Below are 25,434 nucleotides of genomic sequence, written 5' to 3'. Positions count from 1 at the left end.
GTCTCTTTTTCGAGGATTTCACTAAGCAAGAGGTTAGCCAATCGACTTGTTCCCATGCGGAACCACTGATTAGTGAGCCATTTTTCGCCTAAGACCTCTTTAACGATAGTATAGTAGATAATGGCATCCATGACCGAGTTAATGCCGCCAGCGGGCTTAAAACCTATCTGTATGCCAGTCTTATCATAGTATTCTTTGATAGCCTTGCACATTACATATGCTGCTTCTGGCGTGGCACTTACCTTTTCTTTGCCCGTAGAAGTCTTGATATAGTCGGCACCGGCATACATAGAAAGCAGGGCAGCTTTCTTGATATTACTGCATGATTGCAGGTCGCCAGTCTCCAAAATCACCTTCATAGGCACGTTTCCGCATGCCTGTTTCATCTCTGAAATGTCGTCGCACATGCCCTCATAATCGTCACTTAAGAACTTGCCTACAGGCATAACGATGTCTATTTCGGTAGCGCCGTCGGCCACAGCAAGCTGAGTTTCAGCCACTTTTACTTCCATTCGAGCCTGTGAAGAGGGGAAATTGCCACAGACATTAGTAATCTGTACGCCGTCAACTTCAAGGCTATTGGCCACGAGTTCGGTAAAGACGGGATAGACACAAACGGCAGCTACGTGGGGGATATCAGGGTATTCGCGGTCGAATTGATTAACTTTCTCCACCATACGCAGCACCTTTTCCTCGGTGTCGGTGGTGCTAAGGGTGGTGAGTTCGATGCTTCCGAAGAGGAATTTCTTGATGTCTCGTGTGTCATTTTGAGGCACTTTCTCTTCGATAATCTGCTTTACAGCAGCCTGAACATCAGCATCGTTGAGGGTAGTGTCATACTGTTCAAGAGCTTCTTCATATTTACTCTTGTCGTCATTCTTCATGTTTTTGCCTCCGTTTTCAGGCAAAATGGTCTTTGTATATGCCATAATGTTGCTTTGTTAAGGATTTATTTTCAGTTTATAATGATTCAGCTGTTTTCGCTTCTCAAGTGCTTTCAGCGCAAGAAAAGCTACTTATTTCAGTTTGTTATTATTCAAATGGCGGTCGTGATCACGGCGAGTTTTCTTGTCAAAACTCTTTTGTAACTCGGTCGTGAGGTCCACTCCGGTTTGATTGGCAAGGCAAAGGAGCACCCAAAGTACGTCGGCCATCTCCTCGCCAAGATTGGCTTTATCACCCGGTTTGAAACTCTGCTCGCCGTATTTGCGGGCAATGACGCGTGCCAACTCACCCACTTCTTCGGTGAGACAGGCCATATTCGTGAGTTCGTTAAAGTAGCGAACGCCATAAGTTTTAATCCATTCGTCTACGGATTGCTGTGCTTCTTGAAGGGTCATTGTTGTATATTATCTAATTGTTTGAATGAAAGCACCTTATGCTCTAAATCTTTCCACGGAAAGGGATGAGGCTTTTGATGATGTGGTTTATGGGAGATGCCTTACTCTTTTGCCTTACTATCCATGCAAATTGTTACCGGACCATCGTTTACAAGCGCCACTTTCATGTCGGCACCAAACTCACCTGTGCCTACAGGTCGACCGAGTTTATTCGATAGTTCGTTGCAAAAATACTCGTAGAGTGGTACAGATATCTCATGTTTTGCAGCCCGAAGCCACGATGGTCTATTGCCTTTCTTATAGCTTGCAAAGAGCGTAAACTGCGAGATAACAAGGATTTCACCTCCTATTTCCATGATAGATTTGTTCATAACTCCTTGCTCATCATCAAAGATTCTAAGGTTTATTACCTTGTGTATCAGCCAGTTGGCGTCGTCTTTTGTGTCACTTTCCTCGATGCCTAACAGGATAAGATAACCCTTATTGATAGCGGCTTTCACGCAATTATTAATCGTTACTGAGGCGTTTGCACAGCGTTGAATGATAATTCTCATAGGGCAAATATACTAAAAATTATTCTGTTGTGGGTGAATCTGGGTGAAAATGTTTATAAACGAGAGTTCCTTTTGCTTGTCCAAGGATGCTAACAATCTCCTGATAATCAGCATCTTTAATGCCCTTTACAGTCTTTAGGCGCTTCAGTAAAGCCTCTTTACCCTTTGGTCCGAGTCCTTTGATGTCGTCAAGTTCGCTATGTAGGGCGTGCTTTGAACGCTTGTCGCGATGGAAAGTGATAGCAAAGCGGTGAACTTCATCCTGTATTTGCGTCAACACCTTAAAGAGTTCACTCTTTATATCAAGTCCAACGGTCTGTGGAGGAAAGCCATAGAGCAGCTCGTTGGTGCGATGTCGGTCGTCTTTTGCAAGGCCGGCAATCGGTATATCAAGTTGAAGTTCATCGACAACCACCTCTTTTACGACATCCATTTGCCCTTTTCCACCATCTGTAATGATGAGATCGGGCAGGGGAAGATGCTCTTCTTTCATGCGCGAATAACGTCGACGAACTACCTCTTGCATAGAGGCGTAGTCGTCAGGTCCCTCAACTGTCTTGATGTTATACTTGCGATAGTCTTTCCGTGAGGGTTTCATGCCCTTGTAAACGATACATCCTGCCACGGCATCGGTACCCGAAATGTTGCTGTTATCGAAGCATTCTATCTGATAAGGTAACTTAGGTAGTCTTAATTTCTCTTGCAATTCTTTCATCAATCGCGTTTGTTTCTGCTCAGGATTTAGCTTCTCTGCCTGCTTCAAACGGTCGAATTTATACTGCTTTCCATTCATTTCTGACAGCTCAAGAAGATGCTTTTTATCCCCTCGTTGCGGTATAACGAACGTGGCTTCCTTCATCTTCCACTCCATCTCAAAAGGCACAATAATCTCTTTTGCATGGCTCTTGAAGCGCTCACGAATGTCAGGAATGGCCGTGATAAGCAGCTCTTCGTCACGCTCATCAAGTTTACGCTTGTACTCAAACGTAAAACTTTGATTGATGGTTCCCTTGCGCACGTGTATATAATTAATGTAAGCGTTGCGGTTGTTATCGTCATCTATGATGGTAAATACATCCACATCGTCGATAGTATAGCTAACAACTTCGCTCTTACTTACAAAGTCGTTGAGCAATGAAATCTTGTTTTTGAGATCTTCGGCAACCTCAAATTTCAGCAACTCTGCATTCTTCATCATCAATCGATAGAGTCGCTTTGAGACCTCACGCGTGTTGCCTTTCAGAATCTCTCGCGCTTGATTCATGTTCTCTTGATACTCTTCATAGCTCTGTTTATTAATACATGGGCCACCACAATTATGGATATGGTACTCCAAGCAAGGCTTAAACTTTCCCTGGGCGATACCTTCTTTTGTCAGAGATAGACGGCAAGTGCGAGGCTTGTAAAGACGTTTGATGATGTCGAGGATAGCGTTCATGCTGCCCACATGAGGGTAGGGACCATAGAAAGTGCCGTAGTGTTTGTTGATGGTTCGCGTCTTAAAGATGCGTGGAAAATATTCGTTGGTGATGCAAATACTTGGATAAGTCTTCCCGTCTTTCAACAAAACATTGTATCGAGGATTATATTTCTTGATGAGACTATTCTCTAATAACAGCGCATCTTCCTCCGTTTTAACTACTGTATAACTGATATCTCTTATCTTAGATACCAACACTTTAGTTTTGAATCTGTCTACTTCTTTGTGGAAATATGAAGAAACACGTTGCTTGAGTCGCTTGGCCTTACCCACATAAATGATAGTATGGTTTTCATCATAGAACTGATAACTGCCTGGCTTCTCAGGCATGTTGAGAACTATGTTCTTAAGATAGGCCAGACGCTTCTCGTTTTCTTCGTGTGTCATAGGCGTGAACTCCCTTTATATAAAGTAAAAGAGAAGATTTTTGTTTCACGTGAAACATAAATCTTCTCCTTTGATTTTAGAATTGAAGTAAAGAGGAAATCTCTATATCTTTGTCGAAAAGCGCACGGCTGTTAGGGAACTCTGAGTTCAATTCTATAATGAAATTACAATATATTTTCTTTGGTTTGAATTTCTTTACTAAGTTACAAGCTGCCTTCATTGTACCTCCTGTAGCGAGTAAATCGTCGTGAAGCAGCACGACATCATTTTCGTTTATGGCATCCTTATGAATCTCTATGGTGTCTATACCATATTCTTTTGCGTAACTTTCCTGTACGGTTTCGCAAGGGAGTTTACCGGGTTTGCGGCATAAAACAACGCCGGCGCCCAAACGAACGGCAACAGCTGACGACATCACAAAGCCTCGGCTTTCGATTCCTACGATTTTAGTTATTCCCTTATCTGCGTAGATATCACACATTTCCTCAGTGATTTCTTTGAGTGCTTCGGCGCTTTTGAATAGGGTAGTCACGTCTCTGAAGTTCACACCTTGAATGGGCCAGTCGGGGATGCAACGCAGATTGTCTAATAATACTTGTTTGTTCATGTTGTATGTTATGTTTTTATTCGTTTTCGTTTGTATGATTTTACCGCGCAATTTGACTCATATTGCAAGATGAAATGACGCAAATCGTTCGATGATTCCATTCATTTTATTTTCAGTTTCACGTTTTTGTTTAACACCTAATGGGCTAAAAACCAATAAGATATATATGTTTCTGTTTCACGTGAAACATTGGTTTGCTTTACGAATCGCTTCCTTCTTGCGCGCGAAAGGTTTATCTTCCGAGTAAAACAAGCAATACGTTGATGTCACTCGGAGATACTCCTGGTATTCTACTTGCCTGTGCTAAGGTCTCGGGATTAATCTTTTCGAGTTTTTGACGGCCTTCCGTTGAAATCTCATGAAGCTCACTATACTTGAATCTTCCTTTGATTTTGATATTCTCTAAGCGGTGCATCTTGTCGGCAATCAACTTTTCTCGTTCGATATATCCTTGATATTTGAGTTGTATTTCGGCTGCTTCGGCAATTTCTTCTTTCCTGTTTTCGGACAAGTTTATAGCCTCTTTGAGTGCAGGAATGATTTCAGAAAGGTTTTGAAGTGTTAGATGTGGTCGCGCGATTAAATCGGAAAGTTTACATCCAGCGCGTAGGGGAGTGGTGCCTAAGGCCTCAAGTTCTGAATTGATTTCTTGCGCTTTAATCGGAAAATCCTTGCAAAAATCAATCAAACGCTGGACAGCTTCTTTCTTCTGTAGCCACCAATCGTAACGCTCTCTGGTTGCAATGCCTAACTCGTATGCCTTTTCTGTGAGGCGCGCATCAGCGTCATCTTGGCGTAATAAGATGCGATATTCCGCACGAGAAGTAAACATTCGGTAGGGTTCATCAACGCCTTTTGTGGTCAAATCATCGATGAGTACGCCGATATAGCTTTGGTCTCTTTGCATCACAAAGGGTTCACTTCCGCTGCATTTCAAGGCAGCATTGATGCCCGCTACTATGCCTTGACCTCCTGCTTCCTCGTAACCTGTCGTTCCGTTTACTTGTCCGGCAAAGAATAAACCACTAAGAATCTTCGATTCCAACGAGTGTTTTAGTTGTGTAGGATCAAAGTAATCGTATTCTATTGCATAGCCTGGTCGGTATATTTTTGCCTCTCTTAAGGCCGGAATCTTATGCAAAGCAGCCAGCTGAACGTCCATCGGCATGCTTGAAGAAAACCCGTTTAAGTACATCTCGTTTGTGTTTTCTCCTTCTGGTTCGAGGAAGAGTGGGTGCTGATGTTTGTCGGGGAAGGTGACAAGTTTAGTCTCAATCGACGGACAATAGCGTGGTCCTGTGCTCTGAATCTGTCCATTAAATAAAGGAGAATCAGCCAATCCTTTTTGCAATTCCTCATGAACGGCAGCGTTGGTATACGTTGTCCAACACGGTAATTGGCGTAAGGTTCGGTGCTCGTTTAAGTAACTAAACTGATGAAAGTCATGGTCGCCTTGCTGCTCTTCCATGGCATTGAAGTCGACACTTCGCTTGTCAATTCTCACTGGAGTGCCTGTTTTCATGCGCGAAGATGTAATGCCCCATCGGGTGATACTTTCCGTAAAGTGGTGCACAGCGGGTTCGGCGCAACGGCCACCTTCTATCATTTTGTGGCCGATGTGCATCAATCCATTTAGAAAAGTGCCTGCGGTGACGACAATACTCTTGGCATAAAACTCCACGTCCCATATCGTTTTAACTCCAATTGCCTCGTGATTTTGAACGATGAGTTCATTGACTTCGTCTTGCCAAATGTCAAGATTGTCAGTGTTGTCGAGCGTTGTTCTCCACTCCCAAATGAACTTACCTCGGTCGCATTGTGCCCGTGGACTCCACACCGCGGGACCCTTTCCGATGTTCAACATGCGGAATTGTATGGCGGTTTTATCAGTTACTCTGCCCATCTGTCCACCCAAAGCATCGATTTCTCTAACGATTTGTCCCTTTGCAATTCCACCCACAGCAGGATTGCAACTCATTTGACCAACCTTGTTCATGTCCATTGTTATCAAGCAGGTTTTAGCCCCCATGCGAGCTGATGCCACAGCGGCTTCACAACCAGCATGGCCACCTCCGATAACAATTACGTCATAATTAAAATACATTGAGAATCTTTTTATTTTTCGCAAAAGTAAGAAATAAAATTGGTTTTTTTATGGATTAGCTTTGATTTATCATCAAAATATAGTATTTTTGCACTGCATTTTAAAGGGTAACTCACTAAAAATATGGGGTAATACTACCTAATATGAGGTAGTGAGCGTGCTCTTTGAGGGCATGATTTGTTCTGTTATGCGGTGTCGATTGTACATTATCAAATATTAAATAATTAAAAATCAATCATTTATGTGGTTAATCAACTCATCTATTGGTAGAAAGGTTGTGATGTCTTTAACGGGCATTGCATTGATTCTATTCATGACTTTCCACTGCTGTATGAATGTTGTTGCGCTCTTCTCTGGAAGAGCTTACAATATCATTTGTGAGCTTTTGGGGTCTAACTGGTATGCTGTTGCGGCAACTGTAGCACTTGGTGCTTTGGCAGTTTGCCACATTGTTTATGCTTTTATCCTTACCGCACAGAACCGAAGTGCCCGTGGTGCCAACCGTTATGAGGTCACTGCGAAGCCTGAAAAGGTAGAGTGGGCCAGCCAAAACATGTTGGTTCTTGGTATCATCGTGCTCTTAGGACTTGCTCTTCACTTGTTTAACTTCTGGTATAACATGATGTTTGCCGAGCTCGTTGGCATGCGTACAGTGCTTGAACCAACAGATGGCTTCGGCTTGATCCGTGCAACTTTCCAGAGCAAAGTGTACGTTATACTCTATGTTATTTGGATAGTTGCGTTGTGGTATCACCTCTCTCACGGTTTCTGGAGCGCTATGCAGACAATCGGAATCAATGGTAAGGTGTGGTTTAATCGCTGGAAAGTTATCGGCACTATTTATGTAACATTGTTGATGTTGGCTTTCCTTGTCGTAGTATTAGCCTTTGCTTTCGGTTGTGCGCCAAGCCTTCATTGTGCTGCATAAACTGATTTTGCATTATTAGTGATTTCAAATGAATATTTAATTAAGAACAATCATGACGAAGACATTAAACTCCAGAATACCTGAAGGACCAGTAGCTGAGAAGTGGACCAACTATAAGGCTCACCAGCGTTTGGTCAATCCAAAGAATAAATTGAAATTAGACGTGATCGTTGTTGGTACAGGTTTGGCCGGCGCCAGTGCTGCTGCATCTCTTGGCGAGATGGGTTTCAACGTGTTAAACTTCTGTATTCAAGACTCACCTCGACGCGCTCACTCTATTGCTGCGCAAGGAGGTATTAACGCAGCAAAGAACTATCAGAACGACGGCGACTCTGTTTATCGTCTCTTTTACGATACCGTTAAGGGCGGAGATTACCGTGCTCGCGAGGCCAACGTTTATCGTTTAGCCGAGGTTTCAAATGATATCATCGACCAGTGTGTGGCACAAGGTGTTCCTTTTGCACGTGAATATGGTGGTATGTTGGCCAATCGCTCATTCGGAGGAGCGCAAGTTAGCCGTACATTCTATGCCAAAGGACAGACTGGTCAGCAGCTACTTCTTGGCGCATATTCTTCATTAAGCCGCCAGATTCAAACTGGAAAGGTGAAGCTTTACACGCGTTATGAGATGGAAGATGTAGTGATTGTCGACGGACATGCACGTGGAATCATTGCGAAAAACCTAATTACCGGTGAGCTCGAACGCTTCACTGCAAATGCTGTTGTCATTGCAACGGGTGGTTACGGAAACACATATTTCCTCTCAACCAATGCTATGGGATGCAACTGTACCGCAGCCGTTCAGTGCTATCGTAAGGGTGCTTACATGGCCAATCCTTCTTATGTACAGATCCACCCGACCTGTATTCCTGTGCATGGTGACAAGCAATCTAAGCTAACCCTTATGTCAGAGTCTCTCCGTAACGATGGACGCATCTGGGTTCCAAAGAAACTTGAGGACGCAAAAGCACTGCAAGAAGGAACTAAAAAGGGTTCAGACATCCCAGAAGAAGACCGTGATTACTACCTCGAAAGACGTTATCCTGCCTTCGGAAATCTTGTTCCTCGCGACGTCGCTTCACGTGCAGCTAAGGAACGATGTGACAAGGGTTACGGCGTAAACAATACGGGATTAGCGGTATTCCTCGACTTCTCTGAGTCAATCAATCGCCTCGGAATCGACACGATTCTCCAGCGTTATGGAAACCTCTTCGACATGTATGAAGAGATTACCGACGTCAATCCTGGCGAAATTGCCAATGAGATTAACGGCGTGAAATACTATAATCCAATGATGATCTTCCCTGCTATCCACTATACAATGGGTGGTATCTGGGTAGACTATGAGTTGATGACCACCGTGCCGGGCTTGTTCTCTATCGGTGAGTGCAACTTCTCTGACCACGGAGCTAACCGACTTGGTGCTTCTGCTTTGATGCAAGGACTGGCTGACGGCTATTTCGTTTTGCCATATACCATTCAGAATTATCTCGCAGATCAGTCGCTATGGGGTAAGGTTTCAACCGACCGCGCTGAATTTGCTGAGGCAGAAGAGGGTGTAAAGAAAGAGATTGATCGCCTCATGGGCATTCAAGGTAAGCGCTCTGTTGACTCTATTCACAAAGAACTTGGCCACATTATGTGGGAACATGTGGGTATGGGTCGCACGAAAGAAGGCCTTGAAGAGGGTCTGAAACAACTCAAACAGATTCGCGAAGAGTTTAATACTAACCTCTTTATTCCAGGCAAGAAAGAGGGTCTTAACATTGAGCTTGACAAGGCAATCCACTTGCGTGACTTCATCTTGATGGGCGAACTTATCGCTTATGACGCCCTACATCGTGAGGAAAGTTGTGGTGGTCACTTCCGCGAAGAGCATCAAACAGAAGAAGGAGAGGCTAAACGTGATGACCAAAACTTCTTCTATGTCGGCTGCTGGGAATACCAAGGAGACGATACTAAGGCTCCAGAGTTGATCAAAGAACCTCTCGAATACGAGGCTATTAAAGTTCAAACACGTAACTATAAAAACTAGTTAACGAGTGGGAAGTTGACAAGTTGACGAGTTAATTGATTCTATTATTAATGAATAACTCATTTACTCATCGGCTTGCTCAACTTATTTAATAAATAATTTATTAATTAAAGACAAGGAAAAGTAGTAGGAAGGCATGACAACCCACAAGGATTTGATTGTATGGCAAAAGGCGATGAACTTTGTCTTGGCTATCTATAAAGCCACTAAGTTATTCCCAAATGATGAGGTGTTTGGACTCACTTCTCAAATGCGCCGGGCTGCAGTCTCAATTCCTTCTAACATTGCCGAGGGGTTTGGTAGACTTCATTTGCGTGAAAGAGAGAACTTTCTCAGCATATCATTAGGGTCTGCTTGTGAGCTTGAAACTCAGTTAATCCTTTCCAAGGACTTAGGTTATATTTCTTTAGATGAGGTAGAACAGTTAATGATTGATATTCAAAGTATTATCAAAATGCTAACTGGTTTAATCAAATCTTTAGGCAAATAACCGTCTACTCGTCCACTCGTTTACTTGTCAACTAAAAAATAACATCATGGCAAAGAGTATATCTTTCACAATAAAGTATTGGAAACAGAATGGTCCTCAAGACCAAGGACATTTCGATACACACGAGATGAAGAACATTCCAGATGATACTTCATTCCTTGAAATGCTTGATATTCTGAATGAAGAACTTATCGCTGGCGGTGAAGAACCCTTCGTTTTCGACCACGATTGCCGCGAAGGCATCTGCGGTATGTGTTCACTTTACATCAACGGAACACCTCATGGAAAGACCGAACGAGGTGCAACAACCTGCCAACTTTACATGCGTCGTTTCAACGATGGCGACATTATCACCGTTGAACCCTGGCGTTCTGCAGGCTTCCCTGTAATCAAAGACTGCATGGTTGACCGCTCTGCATTCGATAAAATCATTCAAGCGGGCGGCTATACTTCCATCAGAACAGGTCAGGCTCAGGATGCAAACGCAATCCTCATCGCTAAGGATAATGCCGACGAAGCTATGGACTGTGCTACTTGTATCGGTTGCGGTGCCTGCGTAGCTGCCTGCAAGAACGGCTCAGCAATGCTGTTTGTAAGTTCTAAGGTGAGCCAGTTGGCTTTGCTTCCACAAGGTAAACCTGAGGCAGCTCGCCGCGCTAAAGCTATGGTTTTGCGTATGGATGAACTCGGATTTGGTAACTGTACGAACACACGTGCATGCGAAGCAGTTTGTCCTAAGAATGAAAAGATTGCCAACATTGCTCGTCTGAACCGCGAGTTTATCAAGGCAAAACTCAGTGATTAAGTGTTTTCTGCCTCACGTTCTGAGGCAAAATAAAGCATAAAAAAGAGGGAATCCACACATGGGTTCCCTCTTTTTGTTTTTTAGTGCGAATGAATGTTCATTGGCGTTTGTACTCCTCAGTTGCGCAAACCACGCCACTTTACCGCGCCATTTGCACCAAATGACCGCGTAAAGTGAATGGAATCACACTGCAAAATGACTTAAATCACTGCCTAATCTGACGCAAATGACAAGATACTTTAACGTCAAAATGCACATTCATTCCAAGCAAATGAGATAATCATTTGATAGTCAACGCATTGCAATATATCCTCAAAACTCGCGTATTTCGGGCTAAAGGAGAACTATTTTTGAATTTGCGAGTTGTGCAAGGGCATTTGTAAAGACTGTAGACGAGCATCAACACATTCCTAAATCTCAATGTTCAGAAGCTGAAACTCCAGGCTTCTGCTCTCTTGGAAAGCCACCAGGAGCCACCTATTGTGATAGCACCGATAGCCAAACCTATATACAGAATGTTCTGCAACAAGAATGTCATCAGCGTTGTTTTTGCACTGAAAATAAGGCCCTCTACAGGCGTTGGAAGTGCAAAGATGACTAATGTTGCGATGCAACCCAATAACAAGCCCACAGCGAATGTAAAGGAGGCTATGCGCTTGTTCTTCTGTTTCTGTGCCTGCTGATAGGCTTTCACCTCATCGATAAGCGTCATCTGCCGTTGCAGTTTCTGCATGAAAGCGTTGTCGTCTGACAGTTGTGGACGATAATTTGCTAACATATCTTTGAAAAACTTATCCTCATTCATCTTTCAATCTCTTTTTAAGTTCCTCGCGACCCCGTGAGAGTTGCTTCTTGACGGCACTCTCTGTGGCATCGGTTATTTCGGCTATTTCTTTCACTTGATAGCCTTGCATGTAATGTAATAGCATTGTTATCCGCACCTTTTCTGATAGGGATTCTAACGCAAGGTATAGGGCTTGATAGCGAAAGGTGTTGTCGGTTTGCTGCGCATCTTGAATGAATTTAGCACTTGTTATCGGTTCTTCTGCATGGCTTTTCAGCTTTCGTCGATCGTCAATGAATACGTGGTAGGCTATCTTCATCAGCCACGAAGCAAACCGTTTGCGTTCATCATATTGTGACAACTGCATGTAGGCTTTCAGCAATGTGTCTTGAGCCATGTCGTCAGCTGTCGTGCTGTTACCACAACATAAGGCTGTTAGGAACCGCCGCAATGCAGCTTGTTCCTGACTGATTTGCCTGACGAATTGGTCTCTTGTCATCATCTTATTACTGCGCTTTGTTCTTTTCCATGGTCTTCTTCCCGTTGGAATGGGCTACGAGTAGGCCTGCTCCTATGCCTATTGGAATAATACCGAAGATGATTCCAAGCGTTATATACTCCGTGTCGAAGCCTTCAAAGCTGCATAATCCGATGAAACAAAGCATGCAAAGTAGCCCCAAAATGAGGAGTATTGCGCCCCAAAGTAGTTCGAGATGCAGCATTGTTTTCATTTTCTCTTCAAAGGATTTGCGTGGTGGATTAAGCTTGTTGAGGAAGTCTTGCACGTTGATATCCGCATTCTTCTCAAGGGCTGCCATGAGTATATCGCTTTTCTTTTGCGTTTCATATTGCTTGTTTTTATAAAGAAGAGAGGCCATTTTGATAGGCAGCAAGACGCAAATCGCGATGATAAATATCAACTGATAAGCTGCAGTTACATTGTTCATAGTTTTATGTTTTAATTGTTATACATTCTGTTTTCATTGAACCGGTTCATAGATATAACGCTTTTCATGATGAAAAAGTGACTGAACAGTTCCACTTTTTCCTACTTTTTTTCATGCCATCTATAAAAAACAAGAAAGGGAAACCATTGAAAATGGTTCCCCTTCTCGGTCTATATCAACTTCAGTAACTATGTTTCTATGAAAAAACTTAAAGCAAGATAACTCTCCTAATCTATTTTTCTACACAAAAATCAATATCTTTTTTTCTCATAATGAATTGTAATTCCTCCTTCATTTCCTCGCTTTCAGCACTCCCCTCTCCTTGGAGAGGGGCTGGGGCTGAGGCTTTATTTCAACCTTGCCTCAACCTTTTCCCAGTCCACAATGTCCCAACTTGCAGCGATATGATCAACGCGTCGGTTCTGGAAATCAAGGTAATAAGCATGTTCCCACACGTCAAGTCCATAGAGAGGTGTAAGGCCTTGGCGCAATGGATTGCTGCCGTTTGCTTCCTTAGTGATAACGAGTTTGCCGTTCGTTTGCTGTGAAAGCCAAGCCCAACCCGAACCAAACAGCGTTGTAGCTGCCTGAGTAAACTGTGCCTTGAAGTTGTCGAAGCTACCGAAAGTGTCGTTGATAGCATCGAGAATCTTACCTGTTGGCAAGTTGTTTTGACGTGGTGCACGGAACTGATCGAAATAGAGGGCGTGGTTTAATACCTGTCCTGCATTGTTGAACAGAGGGCCTTCAGGGGCTCCTTCAACGATTTCTTCAACACTCTTACCTTCCCATTCGGTGTCCTTTACAAGCGAACCAAGTGTATTTACATAGTTCTGCAGGTGCTTACCATAGTGGAAATTAATTGTTTGTTCGCTGATAACAGGCTCTAAAGCCGTTGTTGCATACGCCAATTTTGGCATTTCTATTTTCATCATGTCTTTGTCTTTTAAATGTTTCTTACTATTAATAATCTCCTTTCATCATCCCATTTGGGATTCTTTTTCATTTGCAAAGTTAGTGAATCGGAATCATTTCTCCAATCGAAAAAATTTATTAAGCAATAGATAAAGGCCGTTTTTGGCTCACGATGTAGGGCTGATGGTGGTGCTAAAAAATGCAGAAAACCCCGACTACAACGTGTGTAGCCGAGGTTTTCGCTTTGATTTTATGTCTTGTTTACAATCAAAAAAGATTATGATGCAAACTTATTTTTTTCCAAAAGTATCATCCAAGAACTTATAGAATGATTCATCTTCGCCAACGATTGTCTTCACAATCTTGCCATCAGGGCCTATAAGTATCTTGGTGGGGAAGCCTTGTATGCCATAGTCGGCAAGCACTTTACTACCTCTTGGGTTATAAACGTGGAGCCAAGGTAACTCATATTTCTTCACAGCCTCTTTCCATTTGGCTTCAGTATCATTGCAATCGATGCCTAAAATCTCAAACTTTCCGTCATACTTCTTATAATATTCCTTCATCTTTGGAATGCCACGGATGCACCAAATGCACCATGAGCCCCAGAAATCCAATAGCACATATTTGCCTTTTAGACTTGCCAAAGAGAGTGGTTTGCCGTTGATGTCGTTGAGGGTAAAGTTAGGTGCCACGACACCTGTAGCCTGAGCAGCCTTTGATTTGGCTTCAGCCTCAGCCTCATCTTTATAGGCTTTGACCACCTTTTGATAGTAGTTCTTCATTCGTCCGTTCTTAACGGTGTTGGAAAGATAGGAGATTCCCTCTTCAATCTGGTCCTTTCCGAGCGTCACAGCGGCTACAGCGCTGGCCTCCCAACTGGCATGTTTCTTGATGAAGTCAAAGATAGCGTCGTTGATTTTCTTTTCATACATAGGCGCTTTTGCCTCATATTCGTCCATCAGATTTGAGCGTTCTTCACCTGCTTTGAGGCGTTTTGAAAGACTTTCTGTAAAGGTATCCAACTCCTTTTGAGTCGATGCGAGCTGTCGATTGAGTTGACCGAGCTGCTGATAGAACTTTGTTCCACTTATCTGATAGTCTGTAACGGCGTCGCCTTTTAGTTCAGCTGTCTCCCCTGGTACAGCCACAATCTTGAGTTGTTTGTTGTCTTTCCGGTGCAAAGTGCTCATAGATACCAAGTAGATATCTTTCGGTTCGTCTACCTTAATCGTAGTAGTGAACTTGCCATTCTTTACGAGTATTGTGTCGCGTTGAAACTCAAAACCATTTGGAATCATGGCCACTACTGTGTCACCAAAGTCTTTTAGTTCGCCCTTCAGCGTGAAAACATCGTCTGCTGCAAAGGCTCCTTGCGCGGCAAACAATAGTGATAATGCTGCAATTGTTTTCTTCATATCCCTTTGTTTAATGTTGTTATGTTGTCCAAACGAAAGCCTTCATCGCCGAGGATGAGGCATATCTTACGCAAAAATATAAAATAAAGGTGTTAGAAATGTTATCCTTCACCTTTATTTTAAGTATTTTTATTTCTTCTTTGGGCGTCTTCTTGCCCAGCCTTCTTCGTTGAAATCGGGCTCTTCTCCTTTGAATTTAAATGGTTTTCCGCCAATAAGACTGCGCCAATCGGTTTCATCTTCGTGTGTGTTTCGACGTCCTCGACCTTGTCGTTCGCCGTTATCTCTGCGGCTTGTTCGCGTTGTTTTGCCTCCGCGTTCGCCTCTACCCGTGCGGCCGTTACTACGTCCGTGTCCGGTTTCATCAGCGTCGTTACATCTCACTTCGCGTCCTTTATACGTGGTACCATTAAGGGCTTTCATCACCTTTTGTGCGTCGTCTTCGGGCACTTCGATATAAGAGAACTTCTGCAATAAGTCAATGTGTCCCACCTCTTGACGTCCATGAACGTGCTTGTTGAGGTATTGCATGATCTCACCGGGATAGAAACCATCACTCTTTCCAAGGTTAATGAAGAGACGACGGAAGCCTTCTTCGGCCACGTGTTGACGTTGTCCGTTGCTCACTTTGCCACGCGTGTTGCGCTCACCACGCTCACTTCGGCTTCCTTTTCCAGCCACTGGCTTCTCTATTTCGGGTGCATGCTGATAGTAATCTAAGAAGCGTCCGAAGGTAACGGTTACCATTTTCTTGATAATATCCTCCTTATCTACATACTCAAACTGACGCATAATATCGGCCATGTAGGGGGCTATCTGGTCCTCGTCAACATCGGTTTTCATGATGTCGTCCATCACTTTGAAAAGCTGTTTCTTGCAAATCTCTTCAGACTTTGGCAGTTCTCCGTCGATAAAGTCTTTGCCTATTTGCTTCTCTATCTGTCTAACCTTCCACTTTTCCTTTATATGTATGATGCTGATTGAAGTTCCTTTCTTCCCCGCGCGACCCGTTCTACCACTTCGATGCGTATAGCTTTCGATGTCGTCAGGCAGTCCATAGTTGATGACATGCGTCAAATCGTCTACGTCAAGCCCACGAGCGGCAACGTCAGTAGCTACAAGTAATTGCACCGTATGCTGGCGAAACTTCTGCATTGTGAGGTCGCGCTGCTGCTGACTCAAGTCGCCATGCAAGGCTTCGGCATTATAACCATCTTTGATTAGCTTATCGGCCACCTCCTGAGTCTCGGCTTTTGTGCGGCAGAAGATAATGGCAAAGATGCGTGGATGGAAGTCAACGATGCGTTTAAGTGCCAGATATTTGTCCTTAGAATGTACGAGATAATAAATGTGGTTGACGTGTTCGGCACCCTCGTTACGGCTTCCTACGACAATCTCCTTATAGTCGTGAAGATAGCTTTTGGCCACTTTCTCCACCTCACGGCTCATCGTTGCCGAGAAGAGTAGGGTGTTACGGTCTTCTGGAAGCTGTTCAAAGATGGCGTTGATACTATCAGAAAATCCCATGTTTAGCATCTCATCGGCCTCGTCAAGAACGATATTGTTGACCTTTTCGAGTTCCATCACACCGCGATTAATTAGATCTACGAGTCTGCCGGGCGTCGCAACAATGACTTGAGTGCCATGTTTTATCGCACGAATCTGCGGCCGTATGTCCGCCCCTCCATATACAGGCACGATGTGCATGCCGTCAATATATTTGCTAAAGTCTTTCAAGTCGTCGGCAATCTGAACGCAAAGTTCGCGTGTCGGACTAAGAACAATAGCTTGGGTGGCACGATCTTGCGCGTTGACCTTCTGCAAAAGGGGAAGTCCAAAGGCTGCCGTCTTGCCCGTACCAGTCTGTGCTAATGCGATAACATCATTTTTGTTACCCAACAAATAGGGGATAACTTCTTCTTGAACAGGCATCGGATGTTCGAAGCCTAATTCCTCAATGGCGCGTCGAATGTTCTCGTTTACGCCTAATTCTTCAAATGTTTTCAATCTTTTTCCTTATTAAATGTGGAGATACAACGCCCTCCCAGCCATTTAATTTGGGCGCAATTCCTCCTAAATACATGGGAGTTGATTATCTATATTTAACCCCAACTCCCTCAAAGTTGCCTGCAAAGGTAATGATAATCAATGAATAACACGAAAAGAAAAGCGTAAAAAAGCATAATGGAAGAAGGGAAACGAAGCTGTGTCCACTCCCATTTCTTGCTGGGTTCTTCGCCTTTTCGCCTCCCATTTCTAGTCTCATGCGCTTCCCATTTTATAGGTTTCACAAACAGCAACCAATGGCTTCTCGAAGAGGGAGGAGAGAAATTGGCCTCAGAAATAAAGGGGATGATATTGGATTTCATCAGAGGTGTCCATGCAGTTTATTTTAGATGGCAAAATGATTTGAGCCATATTATCGTGTGATTCGCTATATTTTGTATGGTGAAATGCACCAAATCGTGCGCCTATTTGCGTCAAACGATTTAATCATTGATTATCGTTGAATGACTGATAAAAGTTATTTGAAATAGTCACGCAATAAAAATTCTATGCTAATGAATAGTGTTATAGCGCGCAACGCCGTAGGTGTTATGTCAATATATCAATGAATACATCCGCCATGATGAATGTTTCCAACACACAACTGCATTGGTATTGCGCTATTATTCCAATAAATGATTTTTGCAATATAAATGCCCTCATGATGCAACGCCGTAGGTGTTATGTCAATATTACAATGAATGTATCTGCCGCCCTGAATACTCTCACCACGCAACTCGGTACGAGTTGTTCTTTTGATAGCCCGGGGTTGGCGAGGAACGAGCCTACCCCGGGTAAACATTCGCAAGGAGATTCAACGCCATAGGTGTTGAGCTTTTTCTGTGAAGGCACGCTTATAATGAAACATTTTATGGCGGATTAATCAAAAAAAGCGCAACACCTACGGCGTTGTTCCACGCACAATATACGTTAACCCAGGGTAGCCTGCACTATCGTTTGGCAACCCTGGGCTATCAAAAACACAACACCTACGGCGTTGAAACACGCATTTTGTAACACCATTTCTGTTGTTTCATATGATAAAATACGGAAAATCATTATATGAAATATCCCAACTCATTTTACGCTTTATTATCAACATCATCAATGTTTTCAATTACCTCTCAAATAACTCCCTTCATTTTCATGGCTAACTACTCCCCTCTCTCTTCGGAGAGGGGCTGGGGGGGAGGCTTTGTTTCCCTTACACTATTTTACATTTTATTATCAATCATGTCACTCTCACAATTGTTTCACCACGCAACTCGGTACGAGTTGTTCCTTTGATAGCCCGGGGTAGGCTCGTTCCTCGCCAACCCCGGGTAAACGTTTGCAAGGAGATTCAACGCCATAGGTGTTGAGCTTTTTCCACGAAGGCACGCTTATAATGAAACATTTTATGGCAAATTAATCAAAAAAAGACGCAACACCTACGGCGTTGTTTCCCGCAAACCATACATTAACCCAGGGTAGCCTGCACTATCGTTTGGCAACCCTGGGCTATCAAAAACGCAACACCTACGGCGTTGATATGTGTGTTTCATGGTGTGATTAACGTCTATACACATATGGATTAATAGCGGATTACGCTTAGAAAGCGTAACACCGATGGCGTTGAAAAGAATCAGTTACAAAATGAGATGGGAGGAAACACGGCGTGATATGTGTGGAAACACAACGCGATATTTATGATTTTAAGAGGTAATTCACGGCAAATCACGCGATGAAATGACGCAAACGGGGCCGGGGGTGAGGCTTTTCTGCCCTATCTCCCTTCGCAAGTGGCATCGCGGTTAAGGTTTCCATTCCTCCTACATTCCTCCAATATCTCTATTAATTCATCAACTTTCGTGGCACGAAGCATGGCAATGCGTGTTGACTTAAAGTCGGGAATGCCTTTGAAAATGGGGCTGGAGGCGAGGTGACGACGCGTGTGAATGATGCCCCGATACTCATCAATGCGCTCAACATTAATGCGGAGTTGCTCTTCAAGAATATCGATTTTATCATCAAGAGTAAGGGCAGTTGACGGTGTGTTATCAATGTAATCACGCATCTCTTTGAATACCCATGGGCGGCCAAAGGTGGCACGTCCCACCATGACGGCATCGACTCCATAGTCATCAAAGGCGCGTTTGGCCTCCTCAGGTGTGGTGATATCGCCATTGCCAATTATGGGAATATGGATTCGTGGATTGCGTTTCACCTCACCAATCAAGCGCCAATCGGCTTCACCTGTATACATTTGAGCTCGTGTGCGGCCATGAATCGTGAGGGCTTTAATACCACAATCCTGTAGTTGTTCGGCCAGTTCGGTGATAACAAGACTATCATTATCCCAGCCCAAACGCGTCTTTACAGTCACTGGAGTACTAACAGCTTGCACCACGTTTCGAGTGATATCAAGTAATAAAGGGATGTTGCGCAACATACCAGAACCAGCCCCTTTACCAGCTACTTTCTTAACAGGACAGCCGAAATTCAAGTCAATCAAGTCGGGGTTTACACGTTCAACGATGCGTGCAGCCTCAACCATTGACTCCACATCTCGGCCGTAAATCTGAACTCCAACGGGTCGTTCGGCGTCGTTGATTGACATCTTATCAAGGGTTGATTTGATGCTTCTTATGATGGCATCTGCCGATACAAACTCGGTATATACCATGGCTGCACCATAGCGTTTGCATAGCATTCGGAAGCCAATATCCGTCACATCTTCCATCGGAGCGAGGAAAAGTGGACGTTCACCAAAGTCTAATTTGCCTATCTTCATACGCCGGCAAAGTTACAAAATATATTCTATCCCAGCAAATGATAGCTGCCTCCAGCCAATGCTTTGACTACACCTTTCATCTCAAGGGTAAAGAGGAGGGCGGTGAGTCGTGCGATAGGAAGATTGGTTTTGACGGCAAGAAGATTGATTTGTTGGTCATTCTCTTGTTGGAGTGCAGTCACAACAAGTTGTTCTTCATTGCTAAGTTCGGGGAAAAGTTGGCGTTCTATGCCTTCGTTTCGGGCGCGGTTGAGCATATTATCCTGCCATCCCATGGCATTGACAAAGTCGAAAGCCGACGTGATGAGCATGGCTTTATTGTCACGAATGAGGTGATTACAGCCCTCACTTGCAGTCGCTCCGACGGCTCCGGGAAAGGCAAACACGTCACGATTATATTCATTTGACAGACGAGCGGTTATCAAAGCACCGCCATGAGAGGCACTTTCCACGACAACACAAGCGTCACTCATGCCGGCAACGATACGGTTTCGACGCACAAAATTCTGTTTATCGGCGTTGGTGTTTGTGGCATATTCAGTGAGTAATCCACCTTGAACGAGCATCTGTTTTGCCGTGTCTCGGTGGGCATTGGGATAGAGTGTATCGAGTCCATGGGCTAAAACAGCGATGGTTTCAAAGTTATTTTCGAGTGCCATTCGATGGGCATTGATGTCTATACCATAGGCAAGTCCGCTCACAATCAATGTGTCTGGGCAGAGGGTTCGTAGGTCGTTCATGAACCGGCGGATAAGATCTTGGCCATAGAGGGTGGCTCTTCGCGTGCCAACAACACTGACAACGTGGGCTGCATTGAGGTTGGCTGTGCCCTGATAGAAGAGCACAAGCGGTGCGTCGCAGCACTCACTGAGGCGTCGTGGATATCGTTCATCGCCGAGACAAAGCACATCTATGCCGTGCGTTTCAGCCCAATCAAGTTCGGCATCAGCCCATTTCTGCAAGCCACTAAGGTCTTGAAAGGCTTCAACAAGACGCTGTGAAGCATCCGGGATGAGTGTACGTATGTTGCGATGTTGTGCGATGATGGGAGTCGCTTCGCCCACTCGGCGATACACTTCGAGGATTCCTGCAAGATGGTAGAAGCCAATGCGTGAGAGCATTAGCATGTTTCGTTGTTCTGTTCTGTCAATCATGGTAAAGGCTTTTCTATTCTTCGGATTGCAGGAAGGGTGCAAATGCTCGGTCATAGTCTTCGCTATTGCCGAGTCGTCCATTGATTAAACAAACAAGTTCTACGTCAGCATGGAAGCAAAGTCGCTCGTCGTTAGCTCGGAAAATGTCATGTGTGAAGATGTAACGCACGCCTTGTTTGCGCAAGTTCATACGTGAGATGAACTCGTCATCACAGCGTAGTGGCGTCTTATAAGCTAACTGCATGCGAGCCACAACGGCATCAACGCCCTTCTCATGCATCTCTACAAAGCTCAAGCCGGCATGCTTTAAGAAGCGGTGTCTGGTATGTTCCGTGTAGTGAAGATAGTTGGCATTGTTGACGATTCCTTCGATATCACACTCATAATCGCGTACTTCCATGCGCGTTTCAAAGATGTATTTGCTCATTGTTTTCGTTTTAAGTATTCATAACCAATCCTGCATCTCAGGCAATTCTTCCTGTCGCAGTATTCATTTTTCAGTTGTATCAGTGCCTGAGAATCGCCTGCATGCGCCACCTCTAAACTGCAATCGCGCCACATTCTGACGATATGATTGTTCTCAGGACGCAGTTGTTCGAGGAAGTCGAAAGCCCTTTCGCAGAGTGACTCCTTGCAGATGTGGCGACCATAGGCAAACAACATTGGGATAACGGTATTGATAACCAGCAGTTGAAGCGAAGCCGTTGACAGCTGTTTCTCGCTAACTTCGCTCGTAACTCCAAAGCTATAATGCGTTTGCCAATAAAGCGTCACGCAACTTTTCAAGCACTTCATGGCCTCCTTTACAGTCTGACAATCGAGCACATGGCTTAAACTGATTTGCCCAGTAGCATAGAGTCGCGCCAACTGTACTATGCGAATATGGGGAAAGTTCTGTGGTCTGAGCCGCAAAAAACGCCATAAATGGTGGTCAATAGGATTCAAACCGAACTTATGTTTCAGGTAAAGATACTCGTGTTGCAACTTAGAAAAGTATCCGTCGGCAAGCACTTCGTCTCGGTGACACGCTGAAATGGCATCAAGATTAAGTAGTCCTGCCTGCCCCAAGAACATCGCTTCGACCTGAAAAAGATTGTCCCTATGGTGCGCAACCGCTTGAAGTGGCAGACACATTGCCCATTGTTCGAAGGCATCTCCATTGATTCCAAACCCATAATTGCGTGCCAACGTAACGAAAAACGCTGCTTCCCACGAGCCATCGCAAGCCTCAGCACGTTGTGCAATGGCTTTCGTCTTCTGCTCAAGTCGCTCAGTTTGCAAGGCTGAAAGCCATGAAGTCATTGTCAAACGACTTAGTCCTGGGATGATCTTATGACATGGAGGATAGGCATCAGAGGCCAATAACTCCTCGTAATGTTGCATGACATGAGGCGGTACTTCGAGTTCTATTTGGGGCAAGATGTCACCTTTTTGCGTCGCCACTACAGTGTCAATGCAACCACATACGTGCAGGATGACGTTGTTATAACGGGCATCTTGTTCATGTTTATGAACGTACCAATCACTCGCTTTATTGTGAATCTCGACGTTACCAACCCATAATGTGCCTCCAATCTTTACCTTGGCATTGAAAAAATCGGGGCCAGCATTGTGGTTATGCAAGCCAGAATCAATTACTTCTACAGCCTCTCCGTCGGCTGTTTTTAGTGGTTTTAGCGGGAACATCTTGTGTTTCCATACGTAATGCAGGAGTTGTTCCATGATACTTTCAGGTTAATGGTTTGCTAAAATGCCTGTGAAGAGGAGCAAAAGTGAATGAATCCACAAGCTCATACACACCATTTATTTTTCCACAAAAATACAAAAAAACTAATAAAACCATAGACTTTTTCAGAGATTATGCGTCAAATAACTATAAAATCAGCAGATAAATTATTAACTTTGCCGCATATATAACAATGTGAAAAGAATCCCTTCGTTCTACTTTGCAGTGGGAATCATCAAATTCTTTGCCCTGTATTGACGAAAGTGGACAGGCTTTTTGCATCAATAAAAGAAACATTTAACACAGTAAAACATGAGAATAGCATTGATTGGTTACGGCAAAATGGGACACATGATCGAGGAGATTGCCCTACAACGTGGCCACGAAATTGTATGTAAAATCGATGCCGACAACCAACAAGACTTTGATTCTGACGCCTTCGCTTCAGCCGATGTAGCCATCGAATTCACTAATCCCACGGCAGCATACGGCAATTATCTCAAGGCGTTTAGTCACAATGTAAAGGTTGTCAGCGGTTCAACGGGGTGGTTGAAAGACCATAAAGCCGACGTTGAAGCATTGACAAAAGATGGTAAGCAAACGCTCTTTTGGGCCAGTAACTTCTCGATTGGTGTGGCAATTTTTAGCGCAGTAAACCGCTATTTGGCTAAGATTATGAACCAATTTCCCCAATATGACGTTACGATGGAGGAGGTTCACCACGTGCATAAACTTGATGCACCCTCTGGAACGGCTATAACTTTGGCCGAAGAGATTATTGATCACCTTGACAGAAAAGACAAATGGGTGAAAGGATTGCAGCATCATGCCGACGGAACTGAAGAGGGAAGCAATGCCGTTGCAGCCAATGAACTTCCTATTTCAAGTATACGTCGCGATGAAGTACCAGGCATTCACAGCATCAGTTACGACAGTGAAGCCGATAAAATCACAATAACACACGATGCACACAGCCGAAAAGGATTCGCACTTGGAGCGGTCTTAGCGGCTGAATACACAAAAAATCACTCGGGATTGCTCACCACAAGCGACCTCTTTAAATTCTAAATACGATGATAGATAAGGAAAAAGCCAAGATCAACCCACGCGTACAGTGGGCTAAGTTTATTGCTGTGATGGTCTGCTATCTGCTGTTTCTCTTTTGGGTTGGCAGCTGGTGGGGACTAATTATAGTGCCTTTCATTTACGATGTCTATATATCTAAGAAGATCAAATGGCAGTGGTGGAAAGATGCCGAGGGTCCAACACGCTTCATCATGGGCTGGGTTGACGCTCTCGTTTTTGCCTTAGTAGCTGTTTATTTCATTAACTTATTCTTCTTCCAGAACTTTGTTATCCCATCAAGTTCACTCGAAAAGAGTCTCCTAACGGGTGATTATCTCTTCGTAAGTAAGTTAAGTTATGGCCCACGTATCCCCGAAACACCGCTCACAATGCCACTAACCCAGCACACACTCCCCGTGGTTAACACGAAGAGTTACCTCGATTGGCCGCATTGGGACTATCGACGTGTGAAGGGATTAGGCAATGTTAAGCTCAACGATATAGTCGTTTTCAACTATCCTGCGGGTGATACTCTCTGCTCAGCTGACGCATATCAGGAGCAAGATTATTATGCTCTTTGCTCGTATATCGGTAAGAGTTTGATGACGGCTCAAGGCTTTCAACAACCCGATCTCAAAGCAATGAACCCCATAGAACAGCGAAATTATCTTGAGAAAGTTATCGCTATGGGACGCAAATACATTAGAAACAATCCCGGAGAATATGGCGAAGTCATTACCCGACCGACCGACCGCAGAGAGAATTATGTAAAGCGTTGCGTGGGACTTCCTGGCCAAACGCTGCAAATCAAGAATCGAATCGTCTACTTAGATGGCAAGCCCAACAAAGAGCCTGATAACGTTCAATACACCTATTACGTTAAACTCAAGAGCCAAATGCCTACAGAACTCATGGACGAATTAGGCATATCGAATGAGGATATGGCCAGCTTGAACCAGAATGGCTACCTCCCTTTGACAAAGAAGGCTGCCCAAGCACTTGCTAAACACAAAGAACTTGTGGCAAGCATACGCCTTAACACCGACGCACAAACAGGCGACTTGTATCCTCTCGACGCTTATACGGGTTGGACACGCGACAACTATGGTCCGATATGGATACCGAAAAAGGGAGCTACTGTGCAACTAAACATGAAGAATATCGCTATCTATGAGCGACCAATTCAAGTCTATGAACACAACGATTTGAAGGTAAAGAACGGACAAATCTACATCAATGGACGACTCGCTCACACGTATACTTTCAAGATGAACTACTACTGGATGATGGGCGATAACCGTCATAACAGCGCCGATTCTCGCTATTGGGGCTTCGTGCCTGAAGACCATGTGGTTGGCAAACCAATCTTTATCTGGTGGAGTCACAACCCTGATCATCCGGGCTTTAGTGGCATCCGTTGGCATCGTCTCTTTAATATTGTCGATCATATCAAATAAAATCAAATCATAAAAAACCCCTTTTCGCATGATGCCGGCCTTGCAGTCGGCCTTGCAGAAAGGGGCTTTTAACATGCGGCAACTACGTGCTTGGTTCATAACGCTTGGGGTTGCGCTGCTTATAGTGATAGCCGTGCGCACCTATGTCTTTGCCATCTATCGTGTCCCGGCAGCCTCGGTGCTGCGTCAAGGCGACCGAATCATGGTGAACATGCTGGCACATGGTGATTATAAACGGGGCGAATTGGTGGTCTTTGGCAAGCAGATGAAGCGGTTAGGACGCATCAATGCTGTGCCCGGAGACACTATAATCGTGAGCAAAAAGCAATTTGTTATCCCTATGGTTTGTTGCAAAAAATGCCGCTGTGAGCACTGTTTCGCCTATCTTGTAAACACGGGTGACGGACAAACGCTTGTGC

Annotated in this window: 24 protein-coding genes; 8 read left to right on the top strand and 16 right to left on the bottom strand. The window is 44.2% G+C overall.

All coding sequences use genetic code 11. From position 1 onward, the window contains the following. The 6 genes from deoC to mnmG all read right to left on the bottom strand — a co-directional run. Window positions 1-929, bottom strand: a 929-nt coding sequence (gene deoC / locus HMPREF9420_RS07315) for a deoxyribose-phosphate aldolase (protein WP_007134912.1), incomplete at its 3' end; no start/stop codon positions are given. Window positions 930-1,016: 87 nt separating this feature from the next. Continuing rightward, window positions 1,017-1,340, bottom strand: a complete 324-nt coding sequence (locus HMPREF9420_RS07310; RefSeq protein ID WP_007134911.1) for a nucleotide pyrophosphohydrolase — start codon at window positions 1,338-1,340, stop codon at window positions 1,017-1,019. A gap of 101 nt (window positions 1,341-1,441) precedes the next feature. Then, window positions 1,442-1,894: a D-aminoacyl-tRNA deacylase gene (dtd, locus tag HMPREF9420_RS07305; RefSeq protein WP_007134910.1), complete on the bottom strand. Its 453-nt coding sequence runs from the start codon at window positions 1,892-1,894 to the stop codon at window positions 1,442-1,444. A 19-nt stretch (window positions 1,895-1,913) separates the two neighbouring features. After that, window positions 1,914-3,761, bottom strand: coding sequence for an excinuclease ABC subunit UvrC (uvrC, locus tag HMPREF9420_RS07300; protein WP_007134909.1), 1,848 nt, complete (start codon window positions 3,759-3,761; stop codon window positions 1,914-1,916). A 76-nt stretch (window positions 3,762-3,837) separates the two neighbouring features. Further along, window positions 3,838-4,368: an adenine phosphoribosyltransferase gene (locus tag HMPREF9420_RS07295; protein ID WP_007134908.1), complete on the bottom strand. Its 531-nt coding sequence runs from the start codon at window positions 4,366-4,368 to the stop codon at window positions 3,838-3,840. A gap of 232 nt (window positions 4,369-4,600) precedes the next feature. Beyond that, window positions 4,601-6,472, bottom strand: coding sequence for a tRNA uridine-5-carboxymethylaminomethyl(34) synthesis enzyme MnmG (gene mnmG, locus HMPREF9420_RS07290; RefSeq protein ID WP_007134907.1), 1,872 nt, complete (start codon window positions 6,470-6,472; stop codon window positions 4,601-4,603). Between the two features lie 241 nt (window positions 6,473-6,713). Here mnmG and HMPREF9420_RS07285 point away from each other — a divergent pair, with 241 nt between their 5' ends. The 4 genes from HMPREF9420_RS07285 to HMPREF9420_RS07270 all read left to right on the top strand — a co-directional run bounded on the left by HMPREF9420_RS07285 (window position 6,714) and on the right by HMPREF9420_RS07270 (window position 10,730). After that, window positions 6,714-7,400 carry a succinate dehydrogenase/fumarate reductase cytochrome b subunit gene (locus HMPREF9420_RS07285; protein WP_007134906.1) on the top strand — a complete coding sequence of 229 codons (687 nt, stop codon included), beginning with the start codon at window positions 6,714-6,716 and terminating at the stop codon, window positions 7,398-7,400. Window positions 7,401-7,452: 52 nt separating this feature from the next. Next, entirely contained in the window at window positions 7,453-9,435 is a 1,983-nt protein-coding gene (locus tag HMPREF9420_RS07280; protein WP_007134905.1) for a fumarate reductase/succinate dehydrogenase flavoprotein subunit, read from the top strand. A 136-nt stretch (window positions 9,436-9,571) separates the two neighbouring features. Further along, window positions 9,572-9,925, top strand: coding sequence for a four helix bundle protein (locus HMPREF9420_RS07275; RefSeq protein WP_007134904.1), 354 nt, complete (start codon window positions 9,572-9,574; stop codon window positions 9,923-9,925). Between the two features lie 46 nt (window positions 9,926-9,971). After that, window positions 9,972-10,730, top strand: a complete 759-nt coding sequence (locus HMPREF9420_RS07270; protein WP_007134903.1) for a succinate dehydrogenase/fumarate reductase iron-sulfur subunit — start codon at window positions 9,972-9,974, stop codon at window positions 10,728-10,730. 424 nt (window positions 10,731-11,154) lie between these two features. On the opposite strand, the gene HMPREF9420_RS07265 is transcribed toward HMPREF9420_RS07270, so the two are convergent. From HMPREF9420_RS07265 to HMPREF9420_RS07240, 6 genes are all read right to left on the bottom strand, one after another. Then, window positions 11,155-11,535 (bottom strand): hypothetical protein, encoded by a 381-nt coding sequence (locus HMPREF9420_RS07265; RefSeq protein ID WP_007134902.1) that lies wholly within the window; start codon window positions 11,533-11,535, stop codon window positions 11,155-11,157. Further along, window positions 11,528-12,016, bottom strand: a complete 489-nt coding sequence (locus HMPREF9420_RS07260; protein ID WP_007134901.1) for an RNA polymerase sigma factor — start codon at window positions 12,014-12,016, stop codon at window positions 11,528-11,530. The genes HMPREF9420_RS07265 and HMPREF9420_RS07260 overlap by 8 nt, the downstream gene beginning before the upstream one ends. Window positions 12,017-12,020: 4 nt before the next feature. After that, complete coding sequence (locus tag HMPREF9420_RS07255; protein WP_007134900.1) at window positions 12,021-12,461, bottom strand: hypothetical protein; 441 nt, start codon at window positions 12,459-12,461, stop codon at window positions 12,021-12,023. Between the two features lie 347 nt (window positions 12,462-12,808). Further along, window positions 12,809-13,396 (bottom strand): superoxide dismutase, encoded by a 588-nt coding sequence (locus HMPREF9420_RS07250; protein ID WP_007134899.1) that lies wholly within the window; start codon window positions 13,394-13,396, stop codon window positions 12,809-12,811. Window positions 13,397-13,666: 270 nt separating this feature from the next. Continuing rightward, window positions 13,667-14,794, bottom strand: a complete 1,128-nt coding sequence (locus HMPREF9420_RS07245) for a TlpA disulfide reductase family protein (RefSeq protein ID WP_007134898.1) — start codon at window positions 14,792-14,794, stop codon at window positions 13,667-13,669. Window positions 14,795-14,923: 129 nt separating this feature from the next. After that, window positions 14,924-16,801 carry a DEAD/DEAH box helicase gene (locus HMPREF9420_RS07240; protein WP_007134897.1) on the bottom strand — a complete coding sequence of 626 codons (1,878 nt, stop codon included), beginning with the start codon at window positions 16,799-16,801 and terminating at the stop codon, window positions 14,924-14,926. A gap of 604 nt (window positions 16,802-17,405) precedes the next feature. Between HMPREF9420_RS07240 and HMPREF9420_RS13225 the strand changes: the two genes are divergently transcribed. Further along, entirely contained in the window at window positions 17,406-17,666 is a 261-nt protein-coding gene (locus HMPREF9420_RS13225) for a tetrahydrofolate synthase (RefSeq protein WP_248628086.1), read from the top strand. Window positions 17,667-18,605: 939 nt separating this feature from the next. Here HMPREF9420_RS13225 and dusB read toward each other — a convergent pair. From dusB to HMPREF9420_RS07215, 4 genes are read right to left on the bottom strand one after another with little or no spacing between them, the layout of a single operon-like run. After that, a complete protein-coding gene (dusB, locus tag HMPREF9420_RS07230) occupies window positions 18,606-19,613 on the bottom strand; it encodes a tRNA dihydrouridine synthase DusB (protein WP_007134894.1) in 1,008 nt (335 codons plus the stop codon). Between the two features lie 26 nt (window positions 19,614-19,639). Further along, complete coding sequence (gene dprA, locus HMPREF9420_RS07225; protein WP_007134893.1) at window positions 19,640-20,767, bottom strand: DNA-processing protein DprA; 1,128 nt, start codon at window positions 20,765-20,767, stop codon at window positions 19,640-19,642. Between the two features lie 13 nt (window positions 20,768-20,780). Beyond that, entirely contained in the window at window positions 20,781-21,194 is a 414-nt protein-coding gene (locus tag HMPREF9420_RS07220; RefSeq protein WP_007134892.1) for an acyl-CoA thioesterase, read from the bottom strand. Next, entirely contained in the window at window positions 21,191-22,489 is a 1,299-nt protein-coding gene (locus tag HMPREF9420_RS07215) for a DUF2851 family protein (protein WP_007134891.1), read from the bottom strand. The genes HMPREF9420_RS07220 and HMPREF9420_RS07215 overlap by 4 nt, the downstream gene beginning before the upstream one ends. A 316-nt stretch (window positions 22,490-22,805) precedes the next feature. Here HMPREF9420_RS07215 and dapB point away from each other — a divergent pair, with 316 nt between their 5' ends. The 3 genes from dapB to HMPREF9420_RS14215 all read left to right on the top strand — a co-directional run. Further along, entirely contained in the window at window positions 22,806-23,561 is a 756-nt protein-coding gene (gene dapB / locus HMPREF9420_RS07210; RefSeq protein WP_007134890.1) for a 4-hydroxy-tetrahydrodipicolinate reductase, read from the top strand. Window positions 23,562-23,566: 5 nt separating this feature from the next. Next, complete coding sequence (lepB, locus tag HMPREF9420_RS07205; RefSeq protein WP_007134889.1) at window positions 23,567-25,015, top strand: signal peptidase I; 1,449 nt, start codon at window positions 23,567-23,569, stop codon at window positions 25,013-25,015. A 28-nt stretch (window positions 25,016-25,043) separates the two neighbouring features. Then, the coding region (locus HMPREF9420_RS14215) for a S26 family signal peptidase (protein WP_007134888.1) at window positions 25,044-25,434 on the top strand (391 nt) is incomplete at its 3' end.

This window comes from Segatella salivae DSM 15606, assembly GCF_000185845.1.
Taxonomy (GTDB): Bacteria; Bacteroidota; Bacteroidia; order Bacteroidales; family Bacteroidaceae; genus Prevotella; species Prevotella salivae.
This window is presented reverse-complemented; position numbering and strand designations above follow the sequence as displayed.

Excerpts from the sequence above, each read along its gene's own strand:
- HMPREF9420_RS07310 (WP_007134911.1), bottom strand. The coding sequence starts at position 1,340 with ATGACCCTTCAAGAAGCACAGCAATCCGTAGACGAATGGATTAAAACT.
- dtd (WP_007134910.1), bottom strand. The coding sequence starts at position 1,894 with ATGAGAATTATCATTCAACGCTGTGCAAACGCCTCAGTAACGATTAAT.
- uvrC (WP_007134909.1), bottom strand. The coding sequence starts at position 3,761 with ATGACACACGAAGAAAACGAGAAGCGTCTGGCCTATCTTAAGAACATA.
- HMPREF9420_RS07295 (WP_007134908.1), bottom strand. The coding sequence starts at position 4,368 with ATGAACAAACAAGTATTATTAGACAATCTGCGTTGCATCCCCGACTGG.
- mnmG (WP_007134907.1), bottom strand. The coding sequence starts at position 6,472 with ATGTATTTTAATTATGACGTAATTGTTATCGGAGGTGGCCATGCTGGT.
- HMPREF9420_RS07285 (WP_007134906.1), top strand. The coding sequence starts at position 6,714 with ATGTGGTTAATCAACTCATCTATTGGTAGAAAGGTTGTGATGTCTTTA.
- HMPREF9420_RS07280 (WP_007134905.1), top strand. The coding sequence starts at position 7,453 with ATGACGAAGACATTAAACTCCAGAATACCTGAAGGACCAGTAGCTGAG.
- HMPREF9420_RS07275 (WP_007134904.1), top strand. The coding sequence starts at position 9,572 with ATGACAACCCACAAGGATTTGATTGTATGGCAAAAGGCGATGAACTTT.
- HMPREF9420_RS07270 (WP_007134903.1), top strand. The coding sequence starts at position 9,972 with ATGGCAAAGAGTATATCTTTCACAATAAAGTATTGGAAACAGAATGGT.
- HMPREF9420_RS07265 (WP_007134902.1), bottom strand. The coding sequence starts at position 11,535 with ATGAATGAGGATAAGTTTTTCAAAGATATGTTAGCAAATTATCGTCCA.
- HMPREF9420_RS07260 (WP_007134901.1), bottom strand. The coding sequence starts at position 12,016 with ATGATGACAAGAGACCAATTCGTCAGGCAAATCAGTCAGGAACAAGCT.
- HMPREF9420_RS07255 (WP_007134900.1), bottom strand. The coding sequence starts at position 12,461 with ATGAACAATGTAACTGCAGCTTATCAGTTGATATTTATCATCGCGATT.
- HMPREF9420_RS07250 (WP_007134899.1), bottom strand. The coding sequence starts at position 13,396 with ATGATGAAAATAGAAATGCCAAAATTGGCGTATGCAACAACGGCTTTA.
- HMPREF9420_RS07245 (WP_007134898.1), bottom strand. The coding sequence starts at position 14,794 with ATGAAGAAAACAATTGCAGCATTATCACTATTGTTTGCCGCGCAAGGA.
- HMPREF9420_RS13225 (WP_248628086.1), top strand. The coding sequence starts at position 17,406 with ATGAATACATCCGCCATGATGAATGTTTCCAACACACAACTGCATTGG.
- dusB (WP_007134894.1), bottom strand. The coding sequence starts at position 19,613 with ATGAAGATAGGCAAATTAGACTTTGGTGAACGTCCACTTTTCCTCGCT.
- dprA (WP_007134893.1), bottom strand. The coding sequence starts at position 20,767 with ATGATTGACAGAACAGAACAACGAAACATGCTAATGCTCTCACGCATT.
- HMPREF9420_RS07220 (WP_007134892.1), bottom strand. The coding sequence starts at position 21,194 with ATGAGCAAATACATCTTTGAAACGCGCATGGAAGTACGCGATTATGAG.
- HMPREF9420_RS07215 (WP_007134891.1), bottom strand. The coding sequence starts at position 22,489 with ATGGAACAACTCCTGCATTACGTATGGAAACACAAGATGTTCCCGCTA.
- dapB (WP_007134890.1), top strand. The coding sequence starts at position 22,806 with ATGAGAATAGCATTGATTGGTTACGGCAAAATGGGACACATGATCGAG.
- lepB (WP_007134889.1), top strand. The coding sequence starts at position 23,567 with ATGATAGATAAGGAAAAAGCCAAGATCAACCCACGCGTACAGTGGGCT.